This is a genomic window from Arthrobacter sp. 9AX (assembly GCF_902506095.1).
Classification (GTDB): Bacteria; Actinomycetota; Actinomycetes; order Actinomycetales; family Micrococcaceae; genus Arthrobacter.
Genome location: NZ_LR733293.1, coordinates 3957210 through 3980913 on the forward strand (window position 1 = coordinate 3957210; position 23704 = coordinate 3980913).

A 23704-nucleotide genomic window follows, 5' to 3' on the forward strand; every position below is an offset into this window, starting at 1 on the left:
TACCGTCACGTGAAGGACTGGCGCACCCTCGTGGGGGCCAACGTCCAAATCCGCCAAGACCGTACCGTTATTTGTAGCGGCATAGTTGACACCGTCACCGAAGACGGCCAGATCCTTTGGGTCCAATCACCGGTGGAAGGCAGACGACTCTTCGAGAAGACCGAGTTATACCAAGCCTGGGCGACCGAAGAATGCGCCGGCTTTCATTACAAGGTGAGCCGGAACGAAGAAGTATCGATTGCTTCATCCGACCGTTTAGAGCTTCAGCCAGCCTAATTTCGTTCCTCACCCAGGCGTAGGAACTTGCCACTGAACCCTAAAGCTGTCTGACTGAGCTACAGCCCAGCTAACAGACGCTGCGGGAAGGCGTAACGTACGTGCAGGATAAGCCTAGAACCGGATCAGCCGTTCCGAAATGCGCGGTGACTGGAATCTGAATGTCCGGCGCCAATGCAAGCGGACTGGGCATGGCGTCCCCCTTCTCGTTCTTCAATGGGTACTCCAGTTGGCCGTATAAGGCTGCCACGCCAACGAGCCGCTTGTTCAAGGCAGCGCAGGCGAGAGCAAGACTTCCGCCCACGCAAAAGCCAAGCACAGCAACAGACCGCAGCGCTTCTGAAGGTATCGGGAGGCGTCATCGACCAGTCCGACCGTGGCCGAGGAGTATAGGGCTGCGGCGCCGGCAAGTTTTTCCTCATAGCTCATGAGGCTGGGCCGGTCCACGGCCGAGTAGTAATCGATGACCAGACTCGCGTGACCGAGTTCTGACAGCCATTCCTGCACGGAATCAAGGTACTGGCTGGGACCAGTGACGCTGCCCAGGACGACGATGCCGAGGGCAGGTCGGCCCTCGGCATTCGCAGCGCGGTAATTTGCTTTCGCTGAATCGGAAAACGTAATACCGATCTCTTGGTTCATCACACCCGGCGCTCCACGCGGGCATCTACGGCAGTGATCGTGCCGTCAAGTCCGATGAGGATGGGGTTCACATCGAACGGGAGGATGGCTTCAGTCCGAGGTTTAGTGGAGCGCGAAAGGCGACCGAGCAATGCGAATTGGAATTCTGGAACACCGGTTGGTGGTGGCCAACGGCAACGGTGCCTTTATCGATGTCGCCAAAGCTGGCGGGGAACATTTTTGTCGCCGAGGATGGGTCGTTGCTCTTCGGCTACTGGCGCGAGTTTAAGGAGTGGGCGGCCACTGCGGACGGGCCTGCTGTCGCGGGTGCGTCGGAAGGTTCTGATCGTTGGTCGAATCCCGTCCCCAGGCCAAGGCAGATCTTCGCCATCGGACTGAATTACATCGATCACGCGGCTGAGAGCAATATGACGTTGCCGGACGAGCCGATGGTCTTCACCAAGTTCGCATCATCACTGTGCGACCCTATTTCCCGTGTAGAACTCCCTGACGACAACGGTGTGGACTGGGAGGCTGAAATCGTCGCTGTTATCGGTGTCGGTGGCCGCGCTATCAGCGAAGAGGACGCCTGGGGCCATGTGGCGGGGCTGACGCTCGGCCAGGACATTTCTGAGCGGAACAGCCAACTGGCTGGATCTCTACCCCAGTTCAGTCTAGGTAAGTCCTTCGCTGGCTTCGCGCCAGTGGGGCCGAAAATCGTCACACCAGACGAATTTGAAGACATGAATGACATCTCGTTCGGCTGCACCGTCAACGGCGAGGAGGTGCAAACCGGTCAAACCCGCGACATGATCTTCTCAACCCCGGCAATCATCAGCCGGCTATCCCAAGTCGTCGAGTTCTATCCGGGCGACCTGATCTTCACTGGCACCCCTCCGGGAGTTGTCATGGGCCGGAACCCTAAAAGGTACCTCACAGATGGAGACGAACTCACCAGCCGGGCGGACCTCATCGGTGAACTGAGGCAGCAGTTCTACTCCAAAAAAACCGCAAAGCTTTAGCCGCTATGGCCTGCCCGCTCCGCCGGGGACCCGGATTCGCGGGGCAGTTGTTGGGCAAAACACGGGATCACAAGCTCGTTAGATCAAGGAGCAACAAAACCAGGGGGCAGTCCCCTGTAAGGATCAGGCTGAACAGCAGCGTGCCGAGATTGGGCCTGCGCGAGCATTAGTTAGCGGAACCGAAGCATGTTGAATTCCGGAGAGCCTAGCTACAGCTATGTGCGTGTAATTAGGCCACACCCCAACCTGACGTCGCGGACGCCTGGCCAGGGAGGATTCGCCTCTCGGGCGGCGTTCAGGGCTGTTCTTAGGTACCTGTAGAGCTGCAAGAGGTAACATCGACAGCCCCTGTCCTAAGAGATCTACATCAGGCCCCGATTTTTCGGACTATTTAGATGATCCTTAGTTCACTGCGCCCAGGTGTCCTCCCCTCCCGACTGTCAGGATGGATTCTGAGAGCACCATGGAGTGACTGTCGCAGAAATGGACTTTCGCCCTACTCTGACGCCGACGTTGTTGGGCGCGATGTGTATCTGGGCCTCCTAGGGTTTCTGTTCCCTCGGGCATGCTCCAATGGCCACTTGACCAAATATCCGTTATCGGCTCTTCGTGTTAGTAATAAGGCACTAGCAGCGAGTTCCTCGCCGGATTTCGGCACGACGGGAGGCTCGTCGCGAAACTTGAGGGCATGGTTAAGGACGATGAAGATTCGGTGCTCACTATGCCGGGCTGCTGGGCCAGGCTTCTCGGGAATGGCTCGCGTTTCCCGGCGGATGCGAGTGCCACAAGGCTCATGTTGTGATCAATGTCCATTTTCCCTTATGAACATTTTCATAGGTGCATCATCTTCAATGCCTCCATCTGAACGAAGCGGGTTAGGAGCTGCTTTGACATCGATGTCATCGGCCCAATGAATTAGTCGGCGTCCACGACCGCCGTCCACCCAGACCCAAATTGCCGAGCCATCGCGCATGGTCATGTCCACAACGCCGCCAGTCTTTTGTCCCGCTATGGACAGCGCAACGCGGCTTCGTGGAGCATACCCGGACCAGTCCGCTCGCTTTCCTGTGTGTTCCCCAGGCCGTTTTTCGTTGGTTATGGGGCCCTCAGGGCCGGAGATAGGAGGGTGCGTAGCCTCAGTTTCCGAAGTTGCTGTTTCAGGGCTCTCCGCTAAAGTCCCCGCGGGATCTGCGTCCATTTCCCGACGTTTGCGTCTGAGCCCGTAGGCGTGTTCGTTCCTCCGGTATCCGAGATCCGCGATAACTGTTTCTACTCTTCTCCGCGTTCGTTCACTCACTAATTGGGGCGCATTTAGGACGTTTGAAACGGTTGCGACAGAAACAGAGGCGGCAGCCGCTACGTCTGCCATCCGCCACTCATGGGACATGGGGCAACTTCCTTTCTACGTAGGAAAAGGCAAGGAAGGATCTTGTGAGAGGGCTTCGGGATTCGGTGTCAATTCCCAAGCGACCATTAGACTGCGTTGGAGCCACCGCCAAGACCTGGACGGGGACGAAGCCCAGTAGGTGGAGGTGGCCGGGCAGTTGATTCAATGCCCAGCCACCCTTACCAGCGGCAGTACTAGTCCTGGGAACTGTCGACCGAAGTATCAAAGTTCGATTTGAATCGCCTTTGCTCCCAAGTCGGGAGTGACCAAAGCTCCGCGGGGAGTATTTTCGATTCTGCCCGAGGTGAGCAGTTGCGCTTTGCTGTTGTTGACCAGGAGTACCCGCCAGTTCAAGGGAGTCCGGGCCTCTAGGGTCAACCTTTTTCCCTTGCGTGTGATGGCAAAAGCTCCGGCTTCATCGGCACCTCCGGAAGGAACCCTTATGTCCGTAAAACCCTCTGCCGGTTGATAGATTTCCAGCGTTACGTCCGAACGGTAGTCGTAGTCCGGGGCTGTGTCGACACTGCCAACCGGGATGACCGTGCCGGGTCGAACAAGGAGAGGAACGCTGTCGAGGCCGTGGACCTCTTCTATCCAGGCTGGTCCGGTCACGGTCTCGCCTGTAAAGAAGTTGGTCCATACTCCTGCTGGAACGTAATAGCTGACTTCGCCTGCGTCGGAAAAGACGGGTGCTACGAGGAGATTGCTGCCCAGCATGTACTGTCGGTCCAGCGACCGGCAGTTCAGATCTTCGGGGAATTCGAGCATCATGGCGCGCATGAGTGGAAGACCTGATTCAGCCTCCTTTGCTGCCCCGTAGATGTAGGGCATCAACTTCATCTTCAGTTTCACGAAGGAGCGCACGACTTCAGTTGCGGTGTCACCAAATTCCCAGGGGACTCTGTATGTTGTACTCCCGTGAAGCCGGCTGTGTGATGAGAGGAGCCCGAACGCAGCCCAACGCATGAAAAGTTCCGGTGTGGGGTTTCCCTCGAATCCGCCGATATCGTGGCTCCAGAAGGCGAATCCGGATAGACCCAGAGACAGCCCGGCGCGAAGGCTTTCGGCCATGGAGACGTATGTAGGTTCCGGATCACCGCCCCAATGCACGGGGAATTGTTGTCCTCCGGCTGTTGCTGATCGCGCAAAGAGGACAGCTTCCCCTGAGCCTTTCATCTCGGTGATTGTCTCGAAGACGGTCTTGTTGTACAGGTAGCTGTAGTAGTTGTGGGCTGCGGATGGGTCAGAGCCGTCGTGGAATACGCCGTCCAGGGGGGCCTGCTCACCAAAATCAGTTTTGAAACAGTCGACGCCCATGTCCAGCAAATGCCGCAGTTTACCCGAGAACCATTCGCAGGCTTCTGGGTTGGTGAAGTCCACAATGGCCATTCCTGCTTGCCAGGTATCCCACTGCCAAACGCCTCCGTCGGCCCGGCGGACGAAGTATCCCTTCGCTTTTCCTTCATCGAAGACTGCGGACTGCTGGGCCACGTAGGGATTAATCCACACTGATGTCTTGAGGCCTTTGGCCTTTAAGCGTTCCAACATGCCTTCTGGGTCCGGAAAGGCATCCCGGTTCCACTCGAAGTCGCACCATTGAAACTCTTTCATCCAGAAGGAATCAAAATGGAAGACACTCATGGGGATGTCCCGGTCTTTCATCCCGTCAACAAAGTGCATCACGGTGTTCTCGTCGTATGTAGTCACGAACGAGGTGCTGAGCCATAGCCCGAATGACCACGGTGGTGGCACAGGGGCCTTACCTGTTAGGGCGGTGTATCGGGAAAGCACTTCCTTAGGCGATCCACCACCGATGACGAAGTACTCGAGTTCCTGGCCTGGCACGCTGAACTGCGTGCGTGAAGAGAATTCAGAACCAACCTCGAAGGAAACCCTGTCGGGAGAATTTACGAACACACCGTAGCCCTTGCTACTGATGTAGAAGGGGACGCTTTTGTAAGCGTGGTCGCTGCTCGGGCCACCATCGCTATTCCAGGTTTCGACGCTTTGCCCGTTCTTTACGAATGCCGTCGCGCGCTCTCCGAAGCCATAGAGAGTCTCGCCAACGTCAATAGTGAGCCGTTCGTGAAGATAGTGCCGCCCGTCCGCGCCGGTGGCATAACCCAGAGATTTGCTGTCCGTGGAAGTCAGGAGTTTGCCCTCGGAATTGAAAGTCAGATTCCAGGCTCCAGAGGTACCAAGAGTTACTGAAAGATCACCTGTTGTAAGGGTGGCGGCATCCGTCCCGATGTCTACTGTGACTGCGTGGTCATCACGGGTATTCAACTCGAACCGCGGTTTACGGTCCGGACCGCCGGAGTGGTGGGTGGTCCGTATCCCGATGATGCCCGGCTGGGGGGACCATGCGACGACTGTCAACAGCGGATTGTTTAGCGTGTTACGGCGATTGTTGATGGCCCGCAGTGGAGCATATGCCGTGACCGACCGGTCGGTTGCCACTGTTCTGTAAACGGACTGCGGGTACTGGACGTTTGTGCCCGGCGCTGGCCGCCAGTAGCCATCACTGAACCTCATCGTCGATTTCCTGCAGGCTGATTTAGTCCCTCGGATTGACCGGGATCGACAGGCAGCTTCAACTCGGCCGATTGGTAGATTGCTTGGGCAATCTCTACCACCCGCCGGGATTCTCGAGCCCGGGCCAGCGTGGGAGACTTTTGCGTCAGGCCCAGCAGCGAGGACGAAACGTCGTCGAAAACGTTGGCCGGCCGACCGGGGTACTCCCCTAGGTGACCCTGCTCAAGCTTCTCCATCTTGATCTCGTCGTCAATCAAGCTGAGGCTTCCGCGCTGGCCATTGACTTCGGCACGGGTGGTGAACCCACCACCGTAAACGTCATCCATTCCGCTCGTGGTCTGGAAGGTCGTGGTGCCAACTAATACTGCGGTCGCCCCTGATTTCATGGTGAAAATAGCGGCAGCTGTGTCCTCCACGGGGATCTCGTGCGAGTAGGTTCCGGTGACTGCTTGCACGGAGGCGACTTCGCCAAGACACCAGGTGAGCATGTCGATGGCGTGCAGGGCCTGGTTCATGACCACTCCCCCACCATTGAGCTCCCAGGTCTGGCGCCAGGCGCCGTCTGCCGTGTAGTAGGCGGCGGGGCGGAAGCATTTGAACCCGAATTCCCCCAAAATCGGTTGTCCGAGGTGACCTTGGTCGATCGCCCGCTTAAGGCGCCAGTTGTCAGGATGGTAGCGAAGGTAGAACTCGCCAAAGAGCTCCACCCCGGCGCTCTCGCAGGCCCGAATAATTTCGTCGCAACGTTCCAGAGACACTTCCATCGGTTTGGTGAGCAGCAGATGCTTTCCGGCGGCGGCGACGTGAAGAGCAGTCTCCAGGTGAAGACCGCTGGGAGTGTAAATACCGACTACGTCGACATCATCTCGTGACAGCACATCCTCTGTATTGGTGAACCACGGCACGGAATACTTTTCGCCGTACTCTCTGGCCCGATCTTCGTTGCGATCGACGACGGCAGCGAGCCTTGAATTCGGGGTCTGCTGCAGCATCTCACAGCGCGTACCTCCGTAACCCAGCCCGACGATGGCATAGCCGATTTGATCAGTCATTCTTTTCCTTCTGTGTTGTGGCAGCGGCAATCCGCTTCAAGTTGTGGATATCCGAAATGGTGTCCTGCTGGAGCTGGGGATGATCCTCGGGTTTTTGGGGGTGATAAACGCGTTCGACGGTGAAATAGCCTTCGTAGCCGGAGTCGATAAGGGCGGGGATAATGACGTCATAGGGAACATCGCCAGAGCCAACCACCGCTCTGCCGAATGACGCTTTGCTGGCATCGCCGGCCAGTGCCGGAACGTCCTTCGTTTGGACGTCCACAGTTCTAAGGCCTTGAAGGGCGGCGAGACCATCCAGGGGGTTTTCACCGGACCACCATCCGTTGCAGACATCCCAGCACAAAGCCACGGCCGGCGAATCCAAGGCTTGGAACAGGTAACGGGCTTCGGCAACCCGTCCAACGAAGCTTGCTCCTTCGAGTTCGAACATCAACGTCATCCCTGCTCGTTCTGCCATGGCTATAGAAGGAGCCAAACGCTGAACCAACCGGTCAATGGACTGTTCAAGTGCAGGACGATGGGCCCACTCGCTGAGATCGTCCTGTCCGGGAAGCCAAAGTGCGAAAGCGCGAAGGTTTGGTGTATCCAAGATTTCCGCACGACCTATCGCGGCGGCGAGGATGCTTTCAGCGTGGCGCTGCGCATCCGCGTCGTCTAGGTAGAACCCGCGCCCATACTGTGTACCTAAAGACGCGACTTCGAGTCCGACCTCCCGGGCGTATTTGCCGATTCGCCTTACCTCCTCTGGGGGCAGGTCGACGATGTTTCGACCACCTACGTTGCGTATGGCGACCCCGTCCAGGCCTTCCGCGGCCGCTATCTGTGCCGCAGGTTCAAACTGCGAATGGAGGTCGTCACTAAAGGAGCCCAGCTTGTATGCCATCAGTGTTCTCTTTTCTTGGTAAGCGCTTACCACCCAAAATGGCATATTTTGGGAAGGGGTGTCAATAGTGTGCCAAGGGTCCGGCAAGCTGGAAGGCCATGGTTCCCGAGCACGAACCCGGAAACTAGAAATGGCGTCCGGCAGCCCTTACTGCGGGGCCAGGAGCTGGCGGTTAAGACGCCCTGCCAGCAAAGGGGACCGGCCTATCAGCCCCAGATATCGGCCGCGTACTGTCTCGCAGAACGACCTCGCCCCCATAGGTGGTGACTACAGCGGATCCATCCTCGGGTCGGAGCACAAGCCTGACGGCTTCGGCTCCAAGGGAGGCCAGGGGGATGCGCACCGTGGTTAGGGAAGGGGTGAAGTCTCTGATGGAAGGGATGTCATCGAAGCCTGCGACGGAAACATCTTCGGGGAGGGTATACCCCAGGTTTCTGAGTGCGGCCATAGCTCCAATCGCCATCACGTCGTTGACTGCGAACAGACAGGTACCGCGACCTCCTGCCTGCGCCCATTCCGTCGCTGCTGCATAGCCGCCATCGCGATCGAAGGCGTTGATGAACACTTGCCGCCGGGCAAGTTCGATGCCGAAGTCTGCGAGGCCACGTCGAAAACCTGCCACCCTGTCATTTGATGTGCGGACTTGGGAAGGCCCCGCAAGTACCGCAAATTCGCGGTGGCCAAGAGCTACGAGCTTTTGTGCCAGTTCCCGTGATGCTGCCCGATTTTCTACGGTTACTGTGCTGACGTTTGGCTGCGGCTCGCTGATCATCACCAACTTTCCTCCCGCAGCGGTAAACGCCTCTACCTCGCGGTGAACAACGCGCTGAATGGTTTTGTCCGTGGTCCGGCTGCCGGCAATTATTACCGCCCGCACTCTTTGTTCATGGAGATCGGAGATCAGGGTCGCTTCGCGTGCTGGCTGCCTTCGCGTATCCGCAACGGTTGTCGTGATTCCTTTGGTTTCCGCAGCTTCCAGGACCGCGGCTGCAACGGCCGCAAAGTACGGATCAGTAATGTCGTGCACGATCAGGCCGATGGCATTGGCGCGTCCCTTGGCAACAGCCTGGGCTGCAGCATTAGGCCTGTAATCCATTCGGGCTGCCGCCTCCAGGACCTTCTTCCTGTTCTCCTCGCTCGGCGTCCTGGGGCCGCCGTTTAGCACCCGGGAGGCGGTGGCAATGGAAACTCCAGCTTCCTTAGCGACTTCGAGGAGCGTCGGTGCCGATGACTGAGGTGATGACAACGGGATGCCTTTCAGGTGATGCCAAGAACGGCATGAGGATCAAGTGAACCTGCGCCGCAAAAGAACCTTCTGGGGCCGGTTCCGGGGAGCGCCTTGGGGGAGCTAACCTTCTGGGTCATTCTGTCATTAGCTCTCCACGCTGGACAACGTTTACCGGCGACTGGCCGTGGCTTTCGCTGATAGTTCAAAAGAACCTACAAAAAAAGTCTTGCTACAGAGCCCGATCGTCGATAAGTTATGGAAAGCGCTTACCACTTCCTAGGAGGAGGTGACGCGTCCGGAGGCTGCTTTCCGTTCGTTACAGCGGCCGCGGAGCTCCCACCAATGAGGGTAGGGGGCCGCGAATACTACTTTTGGAGGATAAGTGTTCCGTAGAAAAGGAGTGCTGGCGGTTGTCACCGCCGGTGTGCTCTCAGCAGCCCTGGCGGCATGTTCCGGGGGCAGCACTGCAACACCGGAACCGGCTGCTTCAGGTACCGACGCCTATGCTGGTCGGTCCATCACGGCGCTCGTTGCAGCAGCCGGGGCCGGATCGAAAGCTCAGTACGATGAGTACTACAAAACCCTGTCCGATGAGTTCACCAAGGCCACCGGAGCCACTGTGAACTTTCAGTTCTATAGCGGGGGTGCTCAGCAAAACACTATTGTTCAGACTTCACTGGTGTCGGGATCAGGACCGGACGTTATCGGCTACGGCAGCTCCGTTGGAGGCACCCTGGCAGCAACAAAGGGCTTTGTTACCCTGTCAGCCGAGGACTGGAAAAGGGTAGGCGGCCGGGAAGCCTGGAACGACTCGACGCTCAGCGCATCCGGCGCCGGTGCCGATAACAGCATCGGTATCCCATCGTTCAGTGTCCCCTTCGTGATTGCCTACAACAAGGAATATTTCGAGAAGGCAGGCATTTCTGCGCCTCCCAAGACCTGGGACGAATGGATTACAACCGCGAAGAAGGTTCAGGATGCCAATCCGGGGGTCTACGGCGCTGGTTTTGACCCTGCAGACCCACTGGATCCGTGGAAATTTGTGTGGTCCTATACGCACCAACTCGGTGGGGCCATGGTTTCCGAGGATGGCAAGGATGCCCAGCTCTCCACCGATGAGGTAAAGAAGGCCACGGACTTCTACTTCTCGCAGTTCTATGAGCACAAAATTGTTCCGCCGGAGTCCCTCAGCTGGAACAGTGCCCAGATGCTGTCCGCTTTTACGTCGGGCCAGGTAGCGATGCTGCCTATCGCCACCCGCGGCACTCTGTCTGCTGCCAAGGGAACACCCGTGGAAGGCAAGATCGATTTCGCTCAGCTGCCCTCAGTTCCGGAAGGTATGACGGAGCGCCCCGAGGGCGGAACGCCCGCGGCCAGTATTGTCTCGGGACAGTTCTGGGCTGTTTTCAAATACGCGGAAAAGAATAAGGACCTGGCCCTTGAACTGGCCAAGGTGAGTAACAACGATGTCGTCATTCAAAAACAGTACGAGCTTCTGGGGTGGGCTCCGACTACCAAAGATGGCATCGAAAAGCTCTCCAAGTCACATCCTGAATCAAGGCCATTCCTCGAAATTCAGGCGAACATGGAAGCCACCGAGTTCAGCCCGGCGTGGACACAGATCCAGACTGGGCTAAGCGTCACCGTCAATAAGGTTGCAGAAAACCTCGCCACCTCCGGTCAGTGGAACGAAGGCTTCCTCAATGAGCAGCTGAGTAACGCTGACCAGGCGGTCCAGTCGGCACTCAAGTAGCCCCCAGCGCGGCGGCCGCCTTTGCGGCCGCCGCGTACTTTATCAGAACACCGAAATGAAAAGAGATCTGTAGTGCCCGTCAAAGAAGCTCCACCGGCAATGCAGCCGTCGCCGCCTGCAGCCAATAGGAGCCCCCTAAGCAGGAGCCGGCGGACAATTGCTTTATGGGCCGATAAACCCCTCTGGATGCTCATCCCATGCGCCCTGGCCTTGATTGTCATCGTTTTCCTTCCTGTCATCGCCACGCTCTACCTGAGCATCCTTGATCTGGATATCTCCACTCTCCGCGAATGGGTGACCGCGCCGATCATCGGACTGGCCAACTTCGCCGCCGCCTTTGAGTCCAACAATGTCTTGGGGGTGAGTGCACTACAGTCGCTGGGCGTAAGCCTCGGATTTTCACTTCTCACAACGGCTGCCGTGACTCCAATCGGGATCTTGGCCGCTATCGCAGCTCATCGCCATTTCCGGGGACGGGGCATTGTCCGGGCAATATTCTTGATCCCGTACGTGATCCCTACCTTTGCGGTAGCACTGCTTGCGCGCATTATGTTCCTGAACAACACGGGTTTCGTACCTCAGGTCCTCGCTGCCCTAGGCCTTTCCAGCATCGATACATACTGGCTGATCGGGCCGAACGCCTTTTGGGCACTCACCTTTACAGATATCTGGGCAACCTGGCCCTTCATCTACTTGATGGTCCTCGCCGGCCTGCAAACAGTGCCCCGGGAACATTTCGAAGCAGCAACAATCGATGGCGCCGGGCCATTCCGCAAACTCTTCGGCATCGTGCTCCCGCAACTGCGTAACGTGCTAGCCCTTGCTGTGCTGCTGTCGACGCTTAACCACTTTGGAAACTTCACCCTCGCCTTCGTGATGTTTTCCTCCCCGCCCCCGGACTCTGCCGCAGTGCTCCCTTTGGCCACCTACTTCTACGCCTTCACTTCCTTCGAATACGGGCTTGCCAGCGCGATAGCCGTCCTCACCATGGTGGTGCTGATAGTTCCGGGTTACTTCTACATCCGCATGACGCGGATCGCTAACCGAATCGAGTAGCCATGACCACGCTTCAATCACCTTCCGAATCCGCCCGGAAGGCCACAAAAGACCAGCACGTACCCGCCTCAACCCGAGGCCGCCGGTGGAAGCCGCAAGATGTCGACCGAATGCTGCCCGCATGGATCAGCCGCCTTGTCGTCATCGCCTGTCTTGGGGCCGTTCTCATACCGGTCGGATACATGCTGTTGCTCTCCGTAACTCCCGACTCTAAAGTTGCCCTGGGCGAGGTCGGATTCACCAACCTCGCATTTGGCAACTACGTCACGATGTGGGCTGAAGCCCCCTTGGCCTCTGGCTTGTTGAACACAATTCTGATCGCCGGAACCTCATCACTACTTTCGGTTCTGCTGGGATCGCTCGCCGCATACCCGCTTGCCCGTTGGAAATTCCGGGGACAAAAAACGTTCCTCTACTCACTTATTGGCACGCAAACCGTGCCTGGAACCACCATCCTCCTGCCACTGTTCGTGATCTTTTCGTGGATCCAGACCGTCGTGGGCATTCAATTCATCGGCAGCTACCACGCCATCATCCTCACCTACATGACATTCGGACTTCCACTCTCGACCTGGCTCATGGTCAATTACATGCGAACCATCCCGCGAGAACTTGAAGAAGCAGCCTTTGTCGACGGCTGCACGCGGGTGAGCGCGCTTTTCCGCGTCATCCTCCCCCTGGCAGCACCAGCCATGGTTGTTGCTTTCGTATTCGCCTTCCTCGTCGGATGGAACGACGTCCTCTTTGCCAGCGTCCTCACCCGCTCTGAGACTCACACCCTTGCTGTCGCGGTCGAGCAGTTTGCCAACAATGCCGCGGGGACAGGAATCCCCCTCTACGGCCAACTCATGGCAGCCGGGGTTGTCAGCTCCGTCCCGGTCGTCTTGCTGTACCTGTTGCTGCAACGACGCATGGTGCAGGGGCTAAGCGCAGGATCAATGACCGGCGTCTAAAGTGCCTGCCTCACAGCACCCTGATGGGTGTGCCAAACCATTTGAATAGGAGAAATAGTGAACAGCCCAGCTTTGAAGCTCTTGCACCAGGGCGCGGTTGCCCTCGCCCCCGGTTTCCAGCCCTCCGGGGAACTCAATGACCCGGTTTTCCACGAGCCAACGCAGTACGGGACTCCCTACTACGCCTACGTAAGCGCTGTTCTTGCAAGCACAGCGGCGGATGACCAAACCGCAGTATGGGCTGATCGTGCCAAACGTGGCTTAGAAGCAACACTCAAGCACCTTCTTGATGACAACGACCCACATCCGGCCGCCGCAGATTACACGCACGGAGTCGGTAGCCCCAGCTTCCGAAACCTTCGCGACTTCATGTGGCCACCGGTCATGCGCACTTACCGTCTGTTGAAGGAACTTGGCACACCGGGACTTCAGGATATTGAGGACAAGATCCGCGCCGTTGACGTTCCCCGGGCATTTTCAGAGATGCCGCCCGTGAACTGGGCAGCAGTATGGATTCTGGGGGAATGGCAGCGCATTAAAGAAGGGATGTCCCCCCACTCCATCCTGGACATCGATGCCTGGCTAGAACCATTTTTCAGCGAGAACGCTGACGTCGACCACGGCTTTTACCGAGAACTCCGAGAAGCTACAGGAGTCGAAATCGACTGGACCAGCGCCATCGACCTTGAAAACGGCTTCTACCGGGAGCCCGGCGTACCCAACTCTTACGATATGTGGTGCAGAGTCCACCTCCTCGAACTCCTGGTGGAAGGATACGACGGGGTATACGAAAAGGACCTTCGAATCCTCCTGTCCAGCGGAACCAAACGCAGCCTGGGAGTCCAGCTTTCCTCCGGTTCACTGGCCAGTGCTTACCGCAGCACCGCTCATCTGTGGAACCTCACTGGACAGACCTGGTACTTCCACCACGCCGGCCTGCTCCTGGCCGACAGCGAACCGGAACTTGCAGCAGAGGCAACAGCAGCATCCTTGCGCAGCTTCGCCGCAGCACAAGCATGCCTAAGGCAGGACGGCAGCCTCAGTCCCGTTGAAAACGCCTTCCCTGCAAACTGGCGCATAGGTCACGAGGTCTACACCATGGACGCGCACTATGTGAGCCTTCCACTGGGCTACCTTGCCACCGCTGTATTAGAGGGCTTTACCGGCTCCGGTACCCCTGAGAACAACAAGACGACACGAACACATGTGGAAGAAAGCCCCGTCTATCGTTCACTAATCCATGGCGAGGATTGGTCCGTGCACGTCAACCTCGCACCCTTCCCCGGCTACGACCCACTCGGCATTGCCGACATAACAACAGGTGTTGGCCGCAGGCTACGCTTCGGGGGACAAACTCATTACGGACGCCCCGACGGTGACCCAGAGGCGCACCGTCTTTCCAACCAAACACCCTTCACACTTGGCGTGGGGTACCGAACCGACAACGGATCAATTCACCCCGTCTCGGCCATGAAACCCACCCAGGAACGTTCTTTCGAAAGTGACGGGACGTCCCTGACAGGCACAGCAAAAGTCGCAGCCGAAATCCGCACCTATTGGACTGGAGGGGAAAGCGAGGCGGTTCTGTTCGATTATCAAATCAACCTGTCCCTCGCGGACGACTCCGTCATCGTCGAGGAGGGAATTGGTGACCATCCTCACAGCTTGTTCATCCCCTACCTGCGTGACCGCGGGGACGGGTTTCAAACCGAGGTAGAAATACACGGAAGCGAAGTTACCCTCACATCCGGTGATGAAGTGCTCCGGATTACTGCAGATCGACCGACTGAAAAGGCCGTCCATCTTGCACACGGATACGAATCCCGACACGGCCTGGTGGGGCTCGTCAGACTCGACCTTCAAGGCCGTGGCGCTGTGAATTACAAGATAAGCCGTCTTCGCTGACGACCTCCTCGCCACCGCTCACCAGCATCGGTGGTCGTGTGCCCGCATGTGTGGCGCCAACCACAACACAGCGGGCATGCTCGTCCTCGAGGACATCATTGAAGATCTCGCAGTAGAGGACGCCACTACCACCTGACGGAACAGCCGTGACCGTGACGAATGACGCCCTCCATTGATGGAGTGGCGTCATTCGCCATATCCGATCTCGGAATTAATCGCGTTGGTCCACGATGACCTGGCTTATTAAGAGATAGGGCAGTAGACGCCTCATGCGGTTGCTGGCTCACAGCAGTCAGGAGCCCGACGGCGCCTGGTTTCAACCGGGGAACCAGACGATTGAATAGTTGCAACCTGTTCGCCCAATCCCTACTACAGGGCAGAGTTCCGCGGCGGGTCACAAGCTGAACTACACCCCAACCTGACGTACGGGGCTTTTGACAAGGGAGGATCTCGGCTACCGGCCGAGCTCCGGCATGTTCTCCGACGACCGCCCAGGCACAACATGTGAGTTGGCCGTCGCTGTCCCAAGCACTATTTCGCCTATTCTCGGGCTCCCCGACCCGGTCTCCTTCCCCTCCGACTGTCAGGGTGGGATCTGAGAGCAGCATGAGCCACTGTCCAGAAAACGGAATTTCGCTCTACTCTGACGCTAGCGTCCGTACTTCAAAAGTCTTGGCGGACCGTGAAGCAGGCCTTGTTGTCGTTTCTGCCCCCTAGGATTCAGCAACGGCATGCCCGCAGGGACCTACCGGGCTCACGGCCTGTTCCTTGGCCTGCGCGAGCAACCGCTCCGCAAGCTCCTTCGAATCGATGATCTCTCCCGTCACAGGATCGATCATCACCCCTGCCATCTCAGTCGTGGGCTTAGACACGGCCGTCTCCTCTCGCATCAGGCCAGACGCCACACACCGTTATTCCTAGTGTCACTCTCTTGGTACTGCGGGCCTTATGGTTCGGTCAGCTTTCTGAGCTCGGCGGCATGGATCCGCGACAGTTCTGGATTTCCTTGCGAGTCTCTGAGGGATAGTCCGGTTGACTCCCGGACGGCCCGACGCATGGCTTGCAGATTCTTGAATCCACTGGCCTCGGCTATGCCCTCAAATGATCGCTTCCACGAGTCTTGGTCAGTGAGGAGCTCGAGGGCCTCCGAGGTTCTGAGCGCTCGGATGTATGCGTGCACTTGGAGAGCTTCGTGTTAAAAGACGGTCAGCCAGGTCATCGCCTCGTCCAGTGATGTGAAGAACCGCGTCGGACACGAATGAGTATGCCGGGAGGCATAAAAGCAGGCTAGGACTTCGTCTACGGGACTGGCACCCACGAGGGCCATCCGCTCGAGCGGCCACGGGGCTGAGAAAATCTCTGTGGCCCGGCGATGGATCGACTTCATGCTGGCCATTTCCACCAGCATTGGAAGGGCCTGCCCTGAACTTAACTCAGCCGCGCGGCTCTTCAGAGCGGTCGCTTCGACTTCAGTGACCACTGCTCCGGGTGTCCATCGCACATGCAGGTAACCGTGACAGGAAAGATCAATAGTCACGATGTCACTTTCTGGCCCATCCAGTTCCACGACAACTCCTCAACAACCTGGCAAACAGATAGCCGCGCTCCACGTCACGTAGCTACTGGGAAAGTGCATTGGCTGGATTCTTGCCGCCCGGCGATCGCTGTGGTGCTGATGAAATGACCATGTCATGAGGCTATGTCCCATATAGCGTCAAGTCTTTGTCTTCAGCGGATCTTGCGTAAACCTTCGTATTGAGGCCAGCATACGAGCCTGGGGGCGGGGCTTCATGGTCAACGCCGAAGGGCCGAAACCGGGCTTCTACGGTTGCTGGTCACATTCGAGGACCGCGTCGCAATGCAGCACACCCCACCCTGACGGCACGGACGTCTGGCCAGGGAGGATGTGCCTGTCGGCGGAGTTCAGGACTGTTCTTCTTGTAGCTGTAGAGCTGCGAGAGGTAACATCGCCAGTCCCTGTCCCAGGAGATTTTCCGTCAGGCCCCGATTTCGCGGACGATTTCAACGATTCCCGGTTCACCGCACCCGGGTGTCCTGCCCTTGCCTTCTGTCAGGGTGGAGTCTGAGAGCGCCATGGAGTGACTGTCAGTGAAACTGAATTTCGCCCTATTCTGGCGCACACGTTAATGGGCGGGACACGTATCAGACCCTCCTAGGGTTTCGGTTCCCTCGGCGGCGCCCCAATGGCCGCTTGACCGAATATCCATTCTCGGCACTTTTAAAGCAGGCGGGGGAGAACCGACTTCAGGCCAGTTCGATGCATGGACGAACCGCCAGCTCCTAGGATTAGTGGATGAACCTTTGGCATTTGGGCGCGCCGATCGGGCCGTTGATTCGCGTCGATGGCGGGTTCGCCAACGTCGATGGCGGGTTTGCCAACCGGGTGTACCGGCTCGACACGGATCAGGGCTAGCCAACTTCAAGGTCAGCCTGCAGGATGTGCGACGGAACTTCTGCCGTCAGCAGATCGGCCACAAACACGACTCCCCTACCCTATTTCTACCTGAATCCGCGATATGCGTTGACTTGGTCATTCGCCGGGCTTACGTTGTGGTTGCTTGGGGGTAGTTGCGGCGTTCGCTTGCCGTCCGGGAATAGTCTGGTCGCCGTGCCGGCACACACGTTAAAGCCACTTCTGACAGGGCCCGATGTTCAGCGACGGGCCTCTGCCTCCAATCGGAGAACACTATGAGAAAACTTCTGCGGCACTTTTGCGCGCCCACAATCGCTGCGCTCACGCTGTTGAGCGGCTCTACTACAGCAGCAGCTGGAACACAGGGCGAGGAGCCTTCACCGGTTGGCCCATGGCCGCCGACGGACACAAACGGCGAGTTCGTTCCAGTCCCGGAAGAGTTCTACGCGCCCTACGAAGTCCCCGCCTGCGGCACTACTGTTCAAGTGACCAGCGGAGAAGCTCAGGACATCAAGTACCGGTCCACTCACAAAGACGACGGCACCATAAACGTGGCCTACCGGGGCCACGCAACTGTGGATATTACCCGCCCCTCCGACGGCGCGGCTATTGACAATCTCGACGTTTCGGGACGCTTCTCGGAGAACTATGCGCCCGATGGCCTGAACCTAGCTGTTAAAGCACGGGGGCCGTCCATAATTCGGCGCTTGACGACGCGGAAGTTACGGCGTTGGCCAAAGAAGGTCTGCCACCATTCCTCTACTTCGAGTCCGGGAAGCTAGCAGCCGAAATCGTCTTTTCCGACGCGGCCCAATCTTCCATCGTTTCCCTCAACATCACCCATAACTCCGCTCAAAACGTTCAAGACGTTTGCAAAATGCTCGACGAGACGGCCACTGATGAGTGCTCAGACAGCACCGTGGCCGGGGAGTCGCATTGCGTGTTGCCACCGCGGCCAACACCGGAGGAGTCGGCTAGGGCTGCCGCTGAGGCGAACGCAGCAGTCTCGGCAACCTGCACGCCGGAAGTGGCTAACTGCCAGTACCAGCCCACCATGTACGACATCGATGGCGAAGGATTTTATGATCCGTATGTTGCCGACACCGACGGCAATGGGTTCTTGGATCAAAATATCGTGTCAGGGCTGAATGGAGTTCTTATCTGGTTGTTCGACACCAATGAAAACTCGATCCCTGAGCAATACGGTGGCGACAGCAACGCGGACGCCATGCCTGATTTTTGGGTGCAGGACTTGAATGAGGACTTCGTCTTGGATCAAGTGGTCACAGATCCGGCAGTACACAACAGGACGCCCGTGGTTACCGGCACTGGCGGAACCAACATCATCATTGATCATGGAAAGATTCCAGTCAGCCCGCACGGGCTGACGACCATCGGCGAGGTCCTGCTCAATCCTGGAGCACGGACCCCAACTGATTTCTGCACTTTCCTGAACAGCGCTGCACTCATTGGAACCAACTACGGCTGCTACTACCGCTAGTCGGTATGCCGGTGCCGTTCAGTCTGCCGGCAAGGGCACCGTACCGCCCCTACACAGCGACGGTGCTTGGCGTGGGCACAGGAAGCGTCAGCGCTACCGGCCGGAGTCGCCGAGGCCCGCTGCCCTGCTGGAATGTATGAATGGCCGCATCATCAGCACTCACAGATACCACTTGTTGCTCTCGACAAGACAGCCCTGGTTTGGAAGCAAATTTTAAAGCAAACCTGGTGGTCACTTCTTCTCTAAGTAGGCAATAAAGACCGGGTCCTCTTGAGGGTTGAGCGGGTTGTGGCGAGTAGGTGCCGCGGACCCGTCAGAGGGCACTGTGAAAAAGAATCTTTCAGCCCCTCGCATTGCTGTGAAGAATACTGTTTTTAGCGATGGATCGGCAATGTAGCTGCGGATTCTGAAGTCCGACTCGGGTGTGATGGGCAGGAAGTCTGCGCCGCCCTGGTGGTTCACGTCGTCCGGTAGCGGACTCAGTACCCCTAGCCGACCGTCCACGACCGCCAAAGCCCGACTGGAGTCGAGCCAGTTGTTGACCTGAGTGTCGTTGAAAAGGTCGATGACGAGTTTTGGATCCGCGGTGCGAATCTCCTTGGCGTAGCCCATCCCGGTCATGTTGTAGGTGGATTCCGGAAGACCATCGAGGCCGATCCACCAGGAAGAACCATTGCCTTCGACGGGGCTACTTTGGAGCTCTTTAGTTTTAAGATCGATCCAGTTGTGGGTTTTTGCCTTGATGTCGTGGAAAAAGAAGCGACCATCGGGCGCGAATAGCGCGTTGTCGTGCTGCGGGGCAGCAACAAAATCACCAATTTTGGACAGTAGGGATGTCACATCCACTGTGGTGCCTGAGGTGCTATCGACATACCCAACCCGTTTGGAGTTGGTGGCAGGGTCTGTCCAGTTCACGGCTAAACGCACGAAGTCGTCGGAGAAAATTTGGCGGTATCGGGGCCCAGCCATTTGCGCACCGTCGTAGGAACCAGTCTTGCAATCGAACGTGGGCGATTCCGCCGGAAAGAAGCTGAGCAGGGTTGAGCTGCCGAGGGTTTCGGTATTCATCACGTTGATGCTGTAGCTGGTCTCGTCGCAGAAAAGGAGAACCGGCCCGGATGTAGGCCCCGAGTACCCTTCAATGGGCTCTGTTTCTTGTGAAGTTTCCGTGGGCGCAGGAGCGGCCGACGTCTCGCTGGCGCTTGGAGGAGTGGCCGGGGGTGAATTAGTCCCTGCGGAAGTTCCGCAGGCAGTCAATAAGCAAAGTGCCGCCAAAGCAAAAAATGATAGATGACGTTTCACTGTTGCCCCTGTCCGGCACGGTTCGATTCCCGGGCCTGCGTGCGGGTCTCCCTCGCACGCCTTCATAGTGGTCTTTTCCGATGAATATCTGTCCCAGGGCGGGATTCAGCGGCGGCCCCCCAATTGCGCCGCTGAATCCCGCAGTTTTTGGGTGGCTGCATTTATAGACGGGTCATCGAGTACAGCTTGGTTCCTTTGCTGTCGTAAATGGTGGCTGCGTCGTTACCTTCGAACTGGACTTGATAGGATGCTTCGTTGGGAGGCTGGGTCACAATAAGTGAGTAGCGGCCGTTGGGTCCTTCTTTTTCCGACAGGGAACAGGACATGCCCCCGCCAATGTCCAGCGGCTTACCGCCTGAATAAAGCATCCCCCTGCATGCTCCGGCTTCGTTAATGACCTTGGTGCCTGTGCCGTCGTCCGCCGACCAATTGCCTGTTATGTCCGGTGCGCTGCTGCATGAAGCCAGTGATACTCCACTTCCAATGAGTACCGTGGCGGTTGCCATTATCCTTGCTGCTTTTCTTATATTGGCCACGATCTGCCTTTCGCCGGATGGACCCTCGCCGAGTGAATTAGGTCGACCCTAATGGCAGCGCAAGCACATGGAACGAGCCAGGAGCGGAGCAAGGTCTCCATGTCCCCGGAAGTGTGGACACCACTTAGCTCTATGACGCAAAGGAGAAATGTGGCGTGTCACAGTTGGAACATTTCGGGTGGAACCCCAAACTGATCTTCTTTGATGCCTGTCAGACAAAAGGGGGCAACGGGTGGAAACAGTACGTGCTGGGATTATCGATGATCACGAAGCGGTGCGACTCGGTTTCGCCGCCTCGGCTACGCGTGAAGCCAGTAGCAAGACGCCGCATGTCACGGTTATCGGTGGTGCCCCGACCGCGGACGCCTTTCTTGGTGCCGGCCAAGGTATCTGCGATGTCGTCGCCCTTGACCTCTCCCTTGCAGACGGTTCTCATCCTGGTGACAACGTTTCAAAACTCACAGCCGCTGGTTACAAGATCCTCGTCTTCACGCTTGGGGACAACGTCGGGCAAATCCAGGACGCCATCGCCAATGGGGCAATGGGGGTGTCCCTGAAATCCGAGCCCATCGCCGATACGTTCGCCAAACTTCGGCGCATCGCGGTTGGGGAAACGATTGACAGCCAGGAGTTGGCGGCGGCCATCGAGGTCGACACGGACTTCGTCGAAGCCAACCTCTCGGATCGGGAGCGCGAGTGCATCGCCTTATACGCGGCGGGTCTTGGTCAATACCAGGTTGCACGGCGGATGGGTATTGCCGAAAGCACCGTCAAGAAGAATATTGACCGGATCCGCGAAAAATATGAGGCCGCAGGCCGCCCGGCCAGCACTAAGATCGACCTTTACCGCCGGGCCGTTGAGGACGGCATTCTTCCACCGCTGCTGCCTCTGCGGAAGCGGTGACTCGTGTTGGCATCCTTGGGCAGTGGAATTTCGGCTAGGGATACGCACCGCTTAATGGCCCGGGGTATAGCTGCTTTCGCGCTTCTCCTGCTGTTTCAGGCTGCCGGCGCCGTGGTAAGCCAAACACCCTACGCGGCCACCTGGTGGAACGCTGTCTTTTTGTGGCTGTTCCTGGCCTTGGTCGCGGTTTTCACCCTTGCCTCCTTGAAGGGCCGGGGATTGTCCCTGACGTCCGGAGCGCTTGCCGTTCTGGTCCTCGTCGGCTTGGCGCTTTGGCCTGGGGCCGTGCCGCCGACCGTGCCGGAAACCTTCGGAACGCCCTGGATGTGGGCAATGATCAACGTCGGCGCAGCCTGGTGCGCATTCAGCTTCGGAGCCCGCATAGGGTGCATCTACACTCTGATTATCGGTGGCGTGTTCAGCGCAGTCCGGACCACCGCCCAGGGCGGATCTGGCACGTTGCTGCTTGCATTGCAGGACGCAACTTTCGCGACCGTGCTGGGGCTCATCATTTGTGTCACCATCGGGATCCTCCGCCGCGCTGCGGAGCGCGCCGACAGGGCTGCCGACGACGCCATTGAGCAGTACAGGGAAGCCGCCTCAGCTACTGCGCTGAGCAATGAGAGGCTTCGCCTGGATGGTCTACTGCATGACAGTGTGATGACCGCCCTTTTGACAGCGGCCCATGCAGGCTCGTCAGAGGAACGAATGGCCAGCGCGATACTGGCGCAAAGCGCATTGGAGCGCTTAGATCAGCAAGGGACAGCGGCTTCAGAATCAACCCCGGCCACTCTTACTGAAATTGCTGCACGGATCCGTTTTACTGTCGGCTCCGGCACGGCAGAACCAATTGTCAACGTCACCTGCGAGTCCCCGGAGCGCCTGCTGCTGCCGGCAAACGTTGTCAGGGCTGTTACTGAGGCCACAACCGAAGCAGTCCGAAACGCAGTGCGGCATTCCCGGGCCGGCCGCTGCGAGGTCAGCCTGACTGGTAACCGTGCCGACGGCTACGCGAAAGTTGGCATTTTCATCAAAGACAACGGCTCCGGTTTTGACCCGGGGCTGGTTTCGGACAGACGCCTCGGCATTAGGGTGTCCATAGTGGGTCGTATGGAAGCAGTTGAGGGCTCCGCGAAGATCATCACCACGCCCCGTGCCGGCACCGAAGTTCGACTTGCATGGGAAGGGCCGGAGGCATGATCCGCGCGATTTCCACCAAAATCATGGCCGCGTTGTGTGTAGCCTTCGTCGCCGTGCACATCGCATTGGGTTTGCTCTCCTTGGACGTAGTGTCCAGCGTCTGGCCCGTGTTGCTTGCCATGACGATCTACATCGCTGCCGTTATCGTCGTCCTCAGGCCAAGCCCGGGGCGGCTACGGCTACGGCTACGCGCCAGCGTATGTGTACTCATGGCAATTGCGGCCCTCACCCTGCTGGTCACCAGTGTCCTGCCGACCGACAGGTGGCCGGGATACGCGTCGTGGCACCTCGCTGCGACCTACACGTTGCTGGTCGCCCTCAACATTCGCGGACGGTTCCTCCTGTCGTGGGTCGGTGTGATGCTCTCCATCATCATGAACACACTGTGGGCCTCACAAACAACCATGGGATTTGTTGGCGGTCTTATGCTGAACATCGCTACGGTCGGCTGGGTAACTGTCAGCACAGGTATCGGGCATCTACTGCGCACCAACGACCGCAAGGTGGGCCAGTACCGGGCCGACGCCGAAGCCGCCGCCGATTGGATCGCAGCTGAACACGCACTGCATGTGGCCCGAACTCAGTGGCTGCACCACGTCCGCGAAATTGCCGGGCCGGCGCTTGAACGTATCGCTGACCCGAACCGGGACATTACGGAAAGTCACCGGCTGGAGCTGCAGCTCGCGGAGGCTCAGTTCCGTGATGAGATCCGCGGCCGCGTCCTGGCGACGGCAGAGGTGGTTGAAGCCGCCCGCAACGCGCGTCAACGCGGGATCACTGTTCAGCTCCTTGATGACCGGCGTCAAAACCTCACCCCGCGCATGCTGGCCGCTGTCTCCGAACATGTCGTAAGCATCCTCAACCAGGCGCGCACGGGTACGGTCACTGCCCGCGCCAGACCCCAGGGCGGAAAGCTGGCCGTGACGATCTACGCCGCCCCGGAAAATCCTGACGAGGCCACCCTCGTTGAGTTCAGTGACCGGCCACCGGAACCCTAAAAACAGGCCAGCTGTCACAGTTGATTTAGTTGTACGCCCTTCCGCGTACACCTGCCCTTTGCCAGCACCCAAAGGCTTCTACGCCAACCTTCCGCATGCCTAACATCCAGCATGGATCAGGCGAGGCTGCTGCAGCCCAGCTGACCCATACATGG

At 58.1% G+C, this 23704-nt stretch carries 21 protein-coding genes and 1 pseudogene; 10 read left to right on the plus strand and 12 right to left on the minus strand.

The features are described from left to right. The first annotated feature begins 9 nt into the window (after positions 1–9). Positions 10–276 carry a hypothetical protein gene (locus BACI348_RS18365; RefSeq protein ID WP_201298454.1) on the plus strand — a complete coding sequence of 89 codons (267 nt, stop codon included), beginning with the start codon at positions 10–12 and terminating at the stop codon, positions 274–276. 70 nt (positions 277–346) lie between these two features. Here BACI348_RS18365 and BACI348_RS21145 read toward each other — a convergent pair whose 3' ends face one another. After that, positions 347–595: a dienelactone hydrolase family protein gene (locus BACI348_RS21145; RefSeq protein WP_442858512.1), complete on the minus strand. Its 249-nt coding sequence runs from the start codon at positions 593–595 to the stop codon at positions 347–349. After that, on the minus strand, positions 544–918 hold the full coding sequence (locus tag BACI348_RS18375; RefSeq protein WP_159828926.1) for a dienelactone hydrolase family protein: 375 nt from the start codon (positions 916–918) through the stop codon (positions 544–546). Before BACI348_RS18375 ends, BACI348_RS21145 begins: the two co-directional genes overlap by 52 nt. A gap of 137 nt (positions 919–1055) precedes the next feature. On the opposite strand from BACI348_RS18375, the gene BACI348_RS18380 reads away from it, so the two are divergent. Then, positions 1056–1919, plus strand: coding sequence for a fumarylacetoacetate hydrolase family protein (locus BACI348_RS18380; RefSeq protein WP_201298455.1), 864 nt, complete (start codon positions 1056–1058; stop codon positions 1917–1919). Positions 1920–2721: 802 nt separating this feature from the next. Here the strand turns inward: BACI348_RS18380 and BACI348_RS20790 are convergent. The 6 genes and pseudogenes from BACI348_RS20790 to BACI348_RS18405 all read right to left on the minus strand — a co-directional run bounded on the left by BACI348_RS20790 (position 2722) and on the right by BACI348_RS18405 (position 9025). After that, entirely contained in the window at positions 2722–2898 is a 177-nt protein-coding gene (locus BACI348_RS20790; protein WP_236557734.1) for a hypothetical protein, read from the minus strand. Positions 2899–3165: 267 nt separating this feature from the next. Continuing rightward, positions 3166–3306, minus strand: a pseudogene (locus BACI348_RS20935) (LacI family DNA-binding transcriptional regulator); the annotation flags it as partial. Positions 3307–3528: 222 nt separating this feature from the next. Continuing rightward, positions 3529–5841: an alpha-xylosidase gene (yicI, locus tag BACI348_RS18390; protein WP_159828929.1), complete on the minus strand. Its 2313-nt coding sequence runs from the start codon at positions 5839–5841 to the stop codon at positions 3529–3531. Continuing rightward, a complete protein-coding gene (locus BACI348_RS18395; protein ID WP_159828932.1) occupies positions 5838–6893 on the minus strand; it encodes a Gfo/Idh/MocA family protein in 1056 nt (351 codons plus the stop codon). The genes yicI and BACI348_RS18395 overlap by 4 nt, the downstream gene beginning before the upstream one ends. Beyond that, positions 6886–7779, minus strand: a complete 894-nt coding sequence (locus BACI348_RS18400) for a sugar phosphate isomerase/epimerase family protein (RefSeq protein ID WP_159828935.1) — start codon at positions 7777–7779, stop codon at positions 6886–6888. Before BACI348_RS18400 ends, BACI348_RS18395 begins: the two co-directional genes overlap by 8 nt. A gap of 172 nt (positions 7780–7951) precedes the next feature. Then, the gene (locus BACI348_RS18405) at positions 7952–9025 is read right to left on the minus strand and encodes a LacI family DNA-binding transcriptional regulator (protein ID WP_159828938.1); all 1074 of its coding nucleotides are present in this window, start codon (positions 9023–9025) and stop codon (positions 7952–7954) included. Positions 9026–9389: 364 nt separating this feature from the next. On the opposite strand from BACI348_RS18405, the gene BACI348_RS18410 reads away from it, so the two are divergent. The 4 genes from BACI348_RS18410 to BACI348_RS18425 all read left to right on the plus strand — a co-directional run bounded on the left by BACI348_RS18410 (position 9390) and on the right by BACI348_RS18425 (position 14674). Then, complete coding sequence (locus BACI348_RS18410; protein WP_159828941.1) at positions 9390–10760, plus strand: ABC transporter substrate-binding protein; 1371 nt, start codon at positions 9390–9392, stop codon at positions 10758–10760. Positions 10761–10946: 186 nt separating this feature from the next. Further along, positions 10947–11816: a carbohydrate ABC transporter permease gene (locus BACI348_RS18415; RefSeq protein ID WP_159828944.1), complete on the plus strand. Its 870-nt coding sequence runs from the start codon at positions 10947–10949 to the stop codon at positions 11814–11816. Between the two features lie 2 nt (positions 11817–11818). Then, positions 11819–12769 (plus strand): carbohydrate ABC transporter permease, encoded by a 951-nt coding sequence (locus BACI348_RS18420; RefSeq protein WP_201298456.1) that lies wholly within the window; start codon positions 11819–11821, stop codon positions 12767–12769. 57 nt (positions 12770–12826) lie between these two features. Further along, positions 12827–14674 carry a hypothetical protein gene (locus BACI348_RS18425; RefSeq protein WP_159828947.1) on the plus strand — a complete coding sequence of 616 codons (1848 nt, stop codon included), beginning with the start codon at positions 12827–12829 and terminating at the stop codon, positions 14672–14674. Positions 14675–15387: 713 nt separating this feature from the next. Here BACI348_RS18425 and BACI348_RS18430 read toward each other — a convergent pair. Continuing rightward, a complete protein-coding gene (locus tag BACI348_RS18430; RefSeq protein ID WP_159828950.1) occupies positions 15388–15546 on the minus strand; it encodes a hypothetical protein in 159 nt (52 codons plus the stop codon). A 323-nt stretch (positions 15547–15869) separates the two neighbouring features. Further along, positions 15870–16211 carry a DUF7793 family protein gene (locus tag BACI348_RS20805; RefSeq protein ID WP_236557630.1) on the minus strand — a complete coding sequence of 114 codons (342 nt, stop codon included), beginning with the start codon at positions 16209–16211 and terminating at the stop codon, positions 15870–15872. Between the two features lie 1627 nt (positions 16212–17838). On the opposite strand from BACI348_RS20805, the gene BACI348_RS18440 reads away from it, so the two are divergent. Next, positions 17839–18609: a hypothetical protein gene (locus BACI348_RS18440; protein ID WP_159828956.1), complete on the plus strand. Its 771-nt coding sequence runs from the start codon at positions 17839–17841 to the stop codon at positions 18607–18609. Positions 18610–18840: 231 nt separating this feature from the next. Here the strand turns inward: BACI348_RS18440 and BACI348_RS18445 are convergent, their stop codons facing one another. Continuing rightward, a complete protein-coding gene (locus tag BACI348_RS18445; protein ID WP_159828959.1) occupies positions 18841–19677 on the minus strand; it encodes a hypothetical protein in 837 nt (278 codons plus the stop codon). A 395-nt stretch (positions 19678–20072) separates the two neighbouring features. Continuing rightward, complete coding sequence (locus BACI348_RS18450; RefSeq protein ID WP_159828962.1) at positions 20073–20417, minus strand: hypothetical protein; 345 nt, start codon at positions 20415–20417, stop codon at positions 20073–20075. Positions 20418–20679: 262 nt separating this feature from the next. Here BACI348_RS18450 and BACI348_RS18455 point away from each other — a divergent pair, with 262 nt between their 5' ends. The 3 genes from BACI348_RS18455 to BACI348_RS18465 are packed head-to-tail and all read left to right on the plus strand — an operon-like array spanning position 20680 to position 23549. Continuing rightward, positions 20680–21351 (plus strand): LuxR C-terminal-related transcriptional regulator, encoded by a 672-nt coding sequence (locus BACI348_RS18455; RefSeq protein WP_159828965.1) that lies wholly within the window; start codon positions 20680–20682, stop codon positions 21349–21351. Between the two features lie 54 nt (positions 21352–21405). Continuing rightward, positions 21406–22551, plus strand: a complete 1146-nt coding sequence (locus BACI348_RS18460) for a sensor histidine kinase (protein WP_159828968.1) — start codon at positions 21406–21408, stop codon at positions 22549–22551. Then, the gene (locus tag BACI348_RS18465) at positions 22548–23549 is read left to right on the plus strand and encodes a DUF8320 family protein (protein ID WP_159828971.1); all 1002 of its coding nucleotides are present in this window, start codon (positions 22548–22550) and stop codon (positions 23547–23549) included. Before BACI348_RS18460 ends, BACI348_RS18465 begins: the two co-directional genes overlap by 4 nt. The last annotated feature ends 155 nt before the right edge of the window (positions 23550–23704 follow it).